Consider the following 10660-nt stretch of genomic DNA (forward strand, 5'->3'; position numbering starts at 1 on the left):
CGGCGTCCCGAACGAGATGTCGGAACGCCGAAAGCGTCTGCAGTCGGAACCGTGGATTACTGCTGCGCTGGAGCCTGCTCGGCAGGCGCGGTGCTCTGAAGCTTTTCCTGGACCTTCTTGGCAAGCGCCGGATCGTTCTGCGCGGCCGTCAGAATGGTCGTATATTCCTCGACCGAGATGTTCGGCGAAGCCTCGACGGCCTTGACCATCTGCTGGCTGGCTTCGCTTTGCAGCTTCTCCTTTGCTGCTGTGTCCTGCGTCGCTCCGATCTTGGCGGAGTATTCCTGCCGGACCTTGTCGACCTGAAGGTAGGCGACCGCGAAGGCCTCGATCTTCTGTTCGCTGATCGGGGCGCCCTTGGCGCTTGGCTGCGCCGGGGCCGTCTGTTGCGCCGGCTGTGTTTCCTGGGCCTGGGCAAGTTCCAGCGCGGAGGCCGGGCTCACAACCATCAGGCCGAAGACTGCAGCGGTCAGCGATGCAACGCGGGTGTAACGAGTGATCATATTCATTCCTCTTTGACGTGCCCTCTTGGACGTGCATGACGTAATACCGCCTTGCTCAACCGCTCCGTGTCGTGTGCGACGCAGCGGCGCTAGACCATGTAGCCCTCAAAAGTGCTCGGTTGGGCGATGTCGGGGCAATTTGCTGACCATTGCGCGGCAGCTTTGTGACCCCGCGCTTCTCTTGAGCGAGAAAGTGAGTACAGCCAGCGGTGGCAGTCAGGTACCGTTCGCCTCAGGCGGCGCGCTTGCTTGCGCGGATCGCATAACGGTGCTGGCTGCGTCTCGCCAGCCCCTTGAAGAAGTTCCAGTTCTTCGCCTGCGTCCGGTGGATTTCGCCGAGATCGGTATCGACGACGATGTCCGTAAAGCCGGTGGCCTTAAGGAGTTCGACAACGGCCTCGGCGCGCGCGCCGTTGGCGAAATGGACACGGGAGAGGATGCTCCGGTGGGTCTCCATCATCTCGCGCGAGTGCATGGGTGCGTCCGGCTTGAAAACGCCGGCGCGCTGTCCCCAGGCGCTCAATCTGGAGAACAGCCGCTCCAGCGCACCCGTATTGACGAAATCGCCGTCGACGATCAGAAGCGTGCCGCCGGGCTTCAGCACGCGCAGCCATTCGGCAAAGGCCGCAGCCGGATCGACGAGCGTCCAGACCAGATGCCGGTTGACGATGACGTCGTAGTGGTCGTCCGGCTCCATCGTGCTTTCCGCGTCGCCCATGCGGAAGGAAATGGCACGTTTGCGGCTTCTTGCCTTCTGCCGTGCCCGCTCGAGCATGGGCTCGGCCCAGTCGAGACCGGTGACCTTGAAGTCGAGATCGTCGAGCAGGTGCGAAATGACGCCGGTGCCGCTCGCAATGTCGAGTGCGGCGCGCCCGTCGCCTTGCCCGAGATGGCGCAGGAAAAGCCGGTGCCAGGCGGCGCGCTCTTCCTCGGAAAAAATCTCGTGTCCCGGAGAAAGATCGAAAGTGGCGGCACGTTCCGACCAATAGGTCTTTATTTCGTCGCGAAGATCGTAGTTCCGGCCCGCCGCCACGTCGCTCATTACCAGTCCGCCTCTCCTGTTTGGAAGCGTTCTAAAAGATAAATGTTGACTGGTAAAGTCATGAAACATTAGAAGGCAGCGTTTTCCAAAGGAGCAGGGATCAATGAAGGTTTTCAACAGGGTGGCTTCCGCCGCCGCGGGCCTTTGCGTGCTTTTTTCGAGCGCCGCACTCGCCGACACGGTCAAGGTGAAGGACATCACGGGCCGCGAGGTCGAGGTCAATGTGCCAGTCCAGCACGTGATCCTCGGTGAAGGTCGGCAGATCTATTTCGTCGGCGCCCTGGACAAGGACGAGCCCTTCAAGCGGGTTGTCGGCTGGCGCGACGACCTGACGAAGGCTGATCCGGAAACCTATGCCGCCTATCTCGCCAAGTATCCTGACATCGCCAAGCTGCCGGCCTTCGGCGGCATGAAGGACGGCACCTTCGACATCGAGCAGGCGGTGGCGCTGAAGCCCGACGTCATGCTGATGAATATCGACGCCAAGACGGCGACGGAAGAGGCGGGCTATATCGAGAAGCTCGAAAAGGTCGGCATTCCGCTCGTCTATGTCGACTTCCGCGAGAAGCCGATGGAAAACACCGAACCGAGCATGCGCCTGATCGGCAAGCTGTTCGGCAAGGAAGAAAAGGCCGAGGAATTCATCAAGTTCCGCGCCGACAGCATCGCCAAGGTGACGGACGTGCTGGCCAAGGCCAATCCGAAGAAGCCGCTCGTCTTCATGGAGCGCGCCGGCGGCTATTCCGACGACTGCTGCATGTCCTTCGGCGACGAGAATTTCGGCAAGATGGTCGAGTTCGCCGGCGGCATCAACATGGCGAAGGAGATCATTCCGGGGACGTTCGGGACGGTCAATCCGGAGCAGATCATCGCTTCGAACCCCGATCAGATCATCATCACCGGCGGCAACTGGGAAGGTTACGTTCCGGGCGGCAACTGGGTCGGCGTCGGCTATGGCGCGGATGAGAAGGAAGCCTTCCGCAAGCTCGAAAACCTGACGAAGCGCCCGGCCTTCACCGGCGTCAAAGCGGTGAAGGAAGGCAATGTCCACGCCATCTGGCACCAGTTCTACAACAACCCGTACCAGTTCGTCGCCATCCAGCAGATCGCCAAGTGGCTGCATCCGGACCTCTTCAAGGACCTCGACCCGGACGCGACGTTCAAGGAACTGCATGAGCGCTTCCTGCCGCTTCCCTACAAGAGCGGATACTTCGTGTCGCTGAATGTCGGCCAGTAAATCTGGATCGGAGGGCACAAGCCCTCCGATCGCTTTTGCGAGGTTTTGAAATGCGGAACCTGAAGAAAGTCGTCCTGGCACTTGTCGCCGCGGTTTTTGCCGCGGCGCCGGCCGTTGCGGCGGAAGTAACCGATGTCACCGGCCGGAAGGTCGAGATCGAGCTGCCGGCCAAACGGATCCTGCTCGGGGAGGCGCGGCAGATCCACATCGCGGCGGTGCTCAGGGGCGAGCATGTCTTCGACACGATCGTCGGCTGGCGCGACGATCTGATCATGAAGGATCCGGATTCCTATGAGGGCTACCGCGAGCGCTTTCCGGCCATCGAGAAGCTGCCGCGCTTCGGTTATATCCCGAGCGGGGACTTCAGCCTGGAGGCGGCAATCGCGCTGAAGCCGGACGTGTTGACATTGAACCTCGAAGCGCAGGAGGCAGTCGAGGAGTCGGGCTTCATCGATAAGGCTGCCGCTGCCGGCATCGCCGTCGTCTATCTCGATTTCCGCGTCGATCCGGCGAAGAACAGCGAGAAGTCGATCGAAATCCTCGGCCAGATTTTCGGCGCCGAGGCGCGGGCAAAGGAGTTCATCGACTATCGACGCGCCCAGATTGCCGTCGTCACCGACCGCCTCGCCGAGGCCGGTGCGATTGCGCGCCCGAAGGTCTTCATCGAACGTTCGCCCGGGATCACCGGCGACACGGCCTGCTGCCGCACCTTTGGACCGGCGAATTTCGGCGAGATGGTGGAAAAGGCCGGCGGCCACAATATCGGCTCCGACGTAATCGCGGCGACCTTCGGCGACCTCAATCCCGAGCAACTCGTCGTTGCCAATCCGGACCATGTGATCGTCACCGGCAGCAACTGGTCGGCCGAGTCCGACGTCAACCAGTTCGTCAGCGTCGGCCGCGGCGCCGATCTGCAAGCCGCGCAAAAGCGGCTGAAGGGGCTGATGGAACGGCCGGCCTTTGCCACGCTCAAGGCCGTGAAGGCGGGCACGGTGCATGCCGTCTGGCATCAGTTCTACGGCGCGCCCTATGAGTTCGTGCCGATCTTGCAATTCGCCAAATGGTTTCATCCCGAACTTTTCGCCGATATCGATCCGGACCGGACCTTCCGCGAATTTCATGAGAAGTTCCTGCCGATCGCCTACCGGGCCGGCTATTTCGTCTCGCTTTCGGACGGGGGTGAATGATGGTCGCGATCGCCGACGAAATCTCCGGCCTCGAAGGGCGCGGTCGCTACCGCGCCCTTGTGGCGCGCCGGATCCTGATACTCTCCGGGCTGATCGCCGCCTTGTTCCTTTCGGTCGCGGTCGACATGGCGCTCGGACCGGCGAACTATCCGCTTGCGGACGTGCTGACGGCGCTGTTCAGCTCCGACACGGTAACCGACCAGCTGCGCGTCGTAATCTGGGACATCCGCATGCCGATCGCGCTGATGGCGGTGACCGTCGGCGCTTCGCTGTCGGTCGCCGGCGCCCAGATGCAGACGATCCTCGCCAATCCGCTGGCAAGCCCCTTCACGCTCGGCATTTCGGCGGCGGCCGGCTTCGGCGCCGCCCTCGGGCTCGTTGCCGGCGTCGCGGTGTTTCCCGTCGCGGTCCAGTACATGGTGCCGCTCAACGCCTTTCTGATGGCGATGCTGGCGGCGCTGTTCATCCATTTCGCCTCGACCATGCATGGGGTCACCGTCGAAACGATCGTGCTCCTCGGCATCGCGCTCGTCTTCACCTTCAACGCGGCGCTGTCGCTGCTCGAATATCTCGCTTCCGAACAGGCGCTCGCCGCCGTCGTCTTCTGGACGATGGGGAGCCTGACCAAGGCGACCTGGCCGAAGGTCTGGATCACCGCGGCCGTGCTCATCGTTGCCGTGCCGCTCTTTGCCCGGCATGCCTGGGCGCTGACGGCGCTCCGGCTCGGCGACGACAAGGCAGCGAGCTTCGGTATCAATGTCCGTCGCCTCAGGCTCGAGACGATGCTGATCGTCAGCCTGCTTGCAGCGATCCCCGTCTCCTTCGTAGGCACGATCGGCTTCGTCGGCCTCGTCGGCCCGCACATCGCCCGCATGCTGGTCGGCGAGGACCAGCGCTTCTTCCTGCCAGCCTCGGTGCTCTGTGGCGCGCTCCTGCTGTCCGTCACGTCCGTCGTTAGCAAGATGATCATTCCGGGCGCGGTGCTGCCGATCGGCATCATCACGGCGCTGGTCGGCGTGCCGTTCTTCTTCGTGCTGATTTTCACCAACAGGAGGCGCGCATGGTAGCCCTGAGGTTAGACGCGGTCGGCGCCACCTATGGTCGGCGCACCGTGCTGTCCGGCATCGACACCGGCACGCTCAGAGGCGGGGGCCTGACTGCGGTCATCGGCCCGAACGCCGCCGGCAAATCGACGCTCTTCAAGCGCATTGCAGGGCTCGCCGCCGGTCCCGGTCTTGTCCACCTCACCGACACGGAAAAAGGGCCGGAGACGATCTGTTACATGCCGCAGGACACCGGCGCCAATGCGGTGCTGACGGTCTACGAATCCGTCCTGCTTTCGGCCAAGCAGGGTTCCGGCTGGAAGGTGAAGAACGGCGAACTCGCCGAAATCGACCGGGTGCTGGCGGCACTCAGGATCGACGACCTGGCGTTTCGCGGCCTCGGCGAACTCTCCGGTGGCCAGCGGCAGCTCGTCTCGATTGCCCAGGCGCTGGTACGCAAGCCGGAAGTTCTGCTCATGGACGAGCCGACTTCGGCGCTCGACCTCTTCCGCCAGATCGAAGTGCTCGGCTTCATGAAGCGGCTCGCCGAGCAGTCGGGCATGGCGGTGCTGATTGCGCTGCATGACCTGAACCACGCGCTTCGCTACTGCGACGACACGATCGTGATCAGTGGCGGCTCGGTGGCCGCGAGCGGGCCGACGCACCAGGTGATCACCGCCGAGATGCTGAAATCGGTCTACCGAGTCGAAGCCCGGGTCGAATCCTGTTCGCACGGCCGGCCCGTGATCATTGTCGACGATTCCATTCCCCTCCGTTGAGCGGAGCGGTCGCGCCGACGCGGCGCGACACATGGAGGTCGAGGCGGAGACCTCAGTTGACGCGCGTTCCCTGCGCGCAAAACAGATGCAGCTTGGCGAGGTCCGGGGCGACATGCACTTGTTGGCCGGGCTTAAGATCGATCCGATCCCTGAGGACAAGGTTGGCTTCCGCCGAGCCGAGCTTGACGCGCACGTGGGTTTCGGAGCCGGTCGGCTCCACGACGACCACCGTCGCCGGCACACCGTTGTCTGCGAGGGCGAGATGTTCCGGCCGGATGCCGTAGACGGCCGCCGCTGCGCCTTGATAGCGAGTCGGCATGGGCAGCGAGGCGCCGTTGCGCGTGGCGAACTCTCCATTCACGACCGAGCCTTCAAAGAGGTTCATTGCCGGCGAGCCGATGAAGGTCGCGACGAAGGTGTTGGCCGGACGGTCGTAAAGCTCGAGCGGCTTGCCGATCTGCTCGACATTGCCGCCGCGCATGACGACGATCCGGTCCGCCATGGTCATCGCTTCGATCTGATCGTGGGTAACGTAGACGGTCGTCGTCTTCAGCCGCTGGTGCAGGTCCTTGATCTCGGCGCGCATCGTGACGCGCAGCTTTGCGTCGAGGTTCGACAGCGGTTCGTCGAACAGGAAGACCTGCGGATGGCGCACGATCGCCCGCCCCATGGCGACGCGCTGGCGCTGACCGCCGGAAAGCTGTTTCGGCAGACGGTCGAGCAACGGCCCGAGCGCCAGGATGTCGGCCGCTTCGCGCACGCGCTTTTCGATCGCCGCCTTGCCTTCACCCTTGAGCTTCAGCGCGAAGCCCATGTTTTCCGCGACGGTCATGTGCGGATAGAGCGCGTAGCTCTGGAACACCATGGCAATGTCACGCTCTTTCGGAGCGACGTCATTGACGAGGCGACCGCCGATGCGGATTTCGCCGTCGGTGATGTCCTCGAGCCCGGCAAGCATGCGCAGGAGGGTCGACTTGCCGCAGCCGGACGGACCGACGAGGGTGACGAACTCGCCATCCTCGATGTCCATGGAGACGCCGTGGATTACCGGCACGGCGCCGTATTGCTTGCGAACCTGTTCGATCGTGACGGATGCCATCTCGTTCCTCCCTTCCTGTCCTTCAGAGCTTAAGCTGCCAGATGCGTGCGGCGGAGATAGTCCCTTTCGGGGCGGCAAGGCGCGCCGAACGAACGCCCTCGAAACCGGGCAGGCGCTTTGACCCGGTCCAGCGGCCGTTGTCGGCAAAGACCTCGATCGATCCCTTGTCGAGGAAGAGGCGAAGCGTCGAGGGGCGCGCGCCTGCCGCGATGTAGCGGGGCAGCCATTTGCCGTCGGGAACGTCGTAGAGGATGCTCAGGCCCTCCTGGTCGAGCCTAAGGCCGAGCTCGACGTCGGGATGATCGAATTCGAGGTCGAAGGCCGCGCCTGCGGCCGCAAGGTCGATGACGATCTCGACGGCGCCGTTGCCAAGCTCGACCGTTTCGCCGGACGGCAAGCGGGTCTCGTCGATTAGGTGTTGGCGCAGGCTGTCGACTGCGTCGACCGGCGACGTCAGCAGAGCGCCGTCGTTGAGCAGGACGCGTCGTGGCAGCGTCATGGCGGTCGGGAAATCGGCCTTCTTCGAGATCTCCGTCCAATTCGCCAGCCAGGCGATGCCGACGGGACCGGACTGATCGACAAATGCCTGGAAAGCATAGGCGTCGGTGCCGAAATCGAGTTCCTGCTCGAATTCCTTGACGAAACTCCCACCGTCGAAGCGGCCGACGGTCGCGATGGTGATGTTGCGGCGGCCGGTCGCCGGGTCGCGACTGGTCAGGAGGCCGAAGATCAGTGCCCAGCGGGTTTGCGGGTCATGGGCCGGGCCGTCGAGCGGCACGATGCACGGGCATTCGGCCGCCGTCATTCCGAAACGATCCTCGCGGTGCAGGATACCGACGAAGGTCCAGCCATGTGCCGCATCCGGGTCCTCTGTCTCGTAGAGCAGAATGACGCCACCGGCGTGGTCGCGGCTGCCGAGAAGCATCTTCCAGCGGCCATCCGGACCCTTGATCACATAGGGATCGCGGAAATCGAGTGTCAGGTCGAGGTCCGCCGGGCGCTCGGGAAGAATGACCTCGGCCGGGCCGGCGGCAATCTGGTCGCGGGTGACAGCTGTCAACTGGATCTGCTCTTCCGGGTCGCGGTCCTTGACCTGCTCGGTGAATAAGACACGGATGCCGGGTTCCTCTCCGGCAAGCGGGATTGCCGAACCGGAAAAAGCGCCGCCGCGGCCGTCGGCGCGGGCCGAAAGCTTGGCCGACGGGAAGAGAAAGACCGGTAGATGCTTCCAGCGGAGATAGTCGTCGGAGACGGCATGGCCCCAGTGCATGGTGTTCCAGCGCAGGCTGTGCGGATAATGCTGGTAGAAGAGATGGACCTTGTCGCCAAAGCGGCCGAAGCCGTTCGGGTCGTTCATCCAGCCGAAGGGCGGGCGGAAATGGTAGCTGCCGGGAACGGCGGGTGCCGCATTGGCCTCGCCGGTGAAGAGGATGCGGATGCCGGTTTCGAGCACCTCCTTTTCCGAAAAGGCGTAGACGATGGAGAGGGCGGTGGTTGTCGCGTCATAGGTCAATGTCGTTTCGCCGCCGCTCTCGATTACCAGCGATTGGAACTCGAATTCCTCGCTGTTGCGAGCCGTCAGTCGACCGGCGTCGCGTCCTTCCTGATCGGCTCTAAGCTCAGCCGGCGTTCCCGGGTAGACCGCCTTCAGCCAGGCATGGATTGTCGTGCCGGCGGGAAGGGCGGCACTCAGCGTCTTGAGGCTGCCGTCGAGAACCGAGGAGGGATTTGCATGGCTTGTCATTGATCAACCTTTCACGGCGGAGCCAACGAAGGAACTTACGAACCAGCGCTGGAAGGCGAGATAGAGGGCGAGGATCGGGAGCATCATCAGGACGGAGGCGGCCATGGCGCGATCCCAGTAGATGCTGTCCTGGCCGAAGAAGGTGGCGATGGCGACGGCGATCGGCCGAGCGTAGTCGGTCTGCGTCACCAGGATCGGCCAGAGATACTGGTTCCAGGCCTCGATCCCCATGAGGATCGAGACGGTGGCGAGTGCCGGCAGGCTCAAGGGCAGGAAAATCGAGCGGTAGATGCGGAACACCGAGGCGCCGTCCACCTCGGCCGCTTCGAAGAGCTCCTTCGGAAGCTGTGCGAAGAACTGGTAAAACAGGAAGATGTAAAGCGGGCTGGCGACCCAGGGCACGATCTGCACCGTGAAGGTGTCCGTGAGGCCGGCACGCGACACCATGATGACGAGCGGCATGATGATGCTTTCCTGCGGGATGACATAGAGGGCGATGACCAGCGACAGGATCAAGGCCCGGCCGCGCAGCGAGCCCCAGGCGAGCACGAAGCCGGCCATGGAATTGACGATCAGCCCGGCGCCCACCGTGCATGCGAGAATGAACAGCGAATTCAGGAGGTAGCGGCCGTAGGCGAGCTCGCCCGAGAGGTTGCCGACCTCCGCGAAGTTCGACAGCGTCGGATTGGACACCCAGAAGGCGCGGAAACTGCCCATATCGGCGAGGATCTGAAAGCGATCGTCCTTGAGGCTCGCCACCAGCAGCATGAACAGCGGCGAGACGATGACGAGGGCGATGACGAGGATGCAGGCGGTCTGCATGAGACGCAGCGAACCGATCGCGGAGCGCTCGCGCTTCACCTCCATTTGTGTTGCGGAAAGGGCGACATCAGACATCGAAACGCCTCAGAAGCTGGCGCTGCAGCAGCGCAATGACGAGAACGATGAGGAACAGAATGACCGACACGGCCGAGGCAAGCCCCAGCTTCTGCTCTTCGAAGCCGGTTCGCACCATGTAGTGCACCACGGTTTCGGTGCTGCTTTTCGGCCCGCCCTGGGTCAGGACTGCGACCTGGGTATAGAGCTTGAAGGCCTGGATGGTGGTAATGACCAGCACGAAGACATGCGTCGGTCTCAGACCCGGCATGGTCACATGCCAGAAGCGCTGGAAGGCATTGGCGCCGTCGATGCGGGCGGCATCGTAGAGCTCGTCGGGAATACCCTGCAGGCCGGCCAGATAGACGATCATCTGGAAGCCGTAGGCCTGCCAGGCCGAGAGCAACACGATCGAGAACATCGCCCAGTTGGGATCGCCGAGCCAGTCGATCGGCTGGATGTGCCCGCCGGAGAGGAGCCCAATCACCTGGTTGAGCGGCCCGGTTGGGTATTGGAACAGTGTTCCCCAGATGACGCAGACAACGACCATCGAGGTGATGGCGGGCAGGAAGAACAGCCCGCGGAAGAAATTGCGCAACGGCAGCTTCTGATGCAGCAGCAAGGCGGTCGCGAAGGCGAGCCCGCATTGCACCGGCAGGATCCAGAAGGTGAAGCGCGAGACGTTCCAGAGCGAAGTCCAGAACAGGTCGTCTTTCAAGATTCTCAGGAAGTTGGTGAGACCGATGAAGCGCACCGGCGTCGGACGCGGCACCAGCGGTTGATTGGTCATGGCCGTCCAGAACGACAGGAGGAACGGCACGATCAGGAAGATCGTCAACAGCACCACCGCCGGCGCCAGCATGCCGATCTCCTGGAACAGGCGGCCCCGATCCCTGCGGCCCTTGGCTTTGCGTCGGGCAGGGCGCGCCGGGGCTGCCGTTGTGGTCAGCGCCGGTTGCTGCAAGGTCATGATCTCCTCCAATGAAAGAACTCAAGGGGAAAACACCGTTATTCGGCGGCTTTTCCTCGGGTCCGGTTGCTTTTTGAGCGGCATTGGCCGCCGATCGGTTAAGTCTCTTCCCTTCCGTTGGACAGGTTGTTTCTGCCCTTCGGTTCTGAACCATTCTCCAATCCGTGACCCTGATGCCGT

Annotated in this window: 10 protein-coding genes; 4 read left to right on the forward strand and 6 right to left on the reverse strand. The window is 63.0% G+C overall.

What is annotated here, in order from left to right:
* Positions 1 to 56: 56 nt before the first annotated feature.
* Positions 57 to 503: a DUF4168 domain-containing protein gene (locus ATC00_RS15320; protein WP_037384179.1), complete on the reverse strand. Its 447-nt coding sequence runs from the start codon at positions 501 to 503 to the stop codon at positions 57 to 59.
* 232 nt (positions 504 to 735) lie between these two features.
* Positions 736 to 1545, reverse strand: a complete 810-nt coding sequence (locus tag ATC00_RS15325) for a class I SAM-dependent methyltransferase (RefSeq protein WP_037384182.1) — start codon at positions 1543 to 1545, stop codon at positions 736 to 738.
* Between the two features lie 103 nt (positions 1546 to 1648).
* Here ATC00_RS15325 and ATC00_RS15330 point away from each other — a divergent pair, with 103 nt between their 5' ends.
* The 4 genes from ATC00_RS15330 to ATC00_RS15345 are packed head-to-tail and all read left to right on the forward strand — an operon-like array spanning position 1649 to position 5791.
* Positions 1649 to 2782 (forward strand): ABC transporter substrate-binding protein, encoded by a 1134-nt coding sequence (locus tag ATC00_RS15330; protein ID WP_037384188.1) that lies wholly within the window; start codon positions 1649 to 1651, stop codon positions 2780 to 2782.
* A gap of 50 nt (positions 2783 to 2832) precedes the next feature.
* The gene (locus ATC00_RS15335; RefSeq protein WP_064253442.1) at positions 2833 to 3969 is read left to right on the forward strand and encodes an ABC transporter substrate-binding protein; all 1137 of its coding nucleotides are present in this window, start codon (positions 2833 to 2835) and stop codon (positions 3967 to 3969) included.
* Positions 3966 to 5036, forward strand: a complete 1071-nt coding sequence (locus tag ATC00_RS15340; RefSeq protein WP_064253443.1) for a FecCD family ABC transporter permease — start codon at positions 3966 to 3968, stop codon at positions 5034 to 5036. Before ATC00_RS15335 ends, ATC00_RS15340 begins: the two co-directional genes overlap by 4 nt.
* Positions 5030 to 5791 (forward strand): ABC transporter ATP-binding protein, encoded by a 762-nt coding sequence (locus ATC00_RS15345; protein ID WP_064253444.1) that lies wholly within the window; start codon positions 5030 to 5032, stop codon positions 5789 to 5791. The genes ATC00_RS15340 and ATC00_RS15345 overlap by 7 nt, the downstream gene beginning before the upstream one ends.
* Before the next feature lie 52 nt (positions 5792 to 5843).
* Here the strand turns inward: ATC00_RS15345 and ATC00_RS15350 are convergent, their stop codons facing one another.
* Genes ATC00_RS15350 through ATC00_RS15365 form a run of 4 tightly spaced genes read right to left on the reverse strand, consistent with a single transcriptional unit; the run spans position 5844 to position 10480 of the window.
* Positions 5844 to 6890, reverse strand: coding sequence for an ABC transporter ATP-binding protein (locus tag ATC00_RS15350; protein ID WP_064253445.1), 1047 nt, complete (start codon positions 6888 to 6890; stop codon positions 5844 to 5846).
* A gap of 22 nt (positions 6891 to 6912) precedes the next feature.
* Positions 6913 to 8634: a beta-fructofuranosidase gene (locus tag ATC00_RS15355; protein WP_064253446.1), complete on the reverse strand. Its 1722-nt coding sequence runs from the start codon at positions 8632 to 8634 to the stop codon at positions 6913 to 6915.
* Between the two features lie 3 nt (positions 8635 to 8637).
* Positions 8638 to 9531 carry a carbohydrate ABC transporter permease gene (locus ATC00_RS15360; protein ID WP_064253447.1) on the reverse strand — a complete coding sequence of 298 codons (894 nt, stop codon included), beginning with the start codon at positions 9529 to 9531 and terminating at the stop codon, positions 8638 to 8640.
* Positions 9524 to 10480, reverse strand: coding sequence for a carbohydrate ABC transporter permease (locus ATC00_RS15365; RefSeq protein ID WP_064253448.1), 957 nt, complete (start codon positions 10478 to 10480; stop codon positions 9524 to 9526). The genes ATC00_RS15360 and ATC00_RS15365 overlap by 8 nt, the downstream gene beginning before the upstream one ends.
* Between the last annotated feature and the right edge of the window lie 180 nt (positions 10481 to 10660).

The organism is Sinorhizobium americanum, assembly GCF_001651855.1.
Lineage (GTDB): Bacteria > Pseudomonadota > Alphaproteobacteria > Rhizobiales > Rhizobiaceae > Sinorhizobium > Sinorhizobium americanum.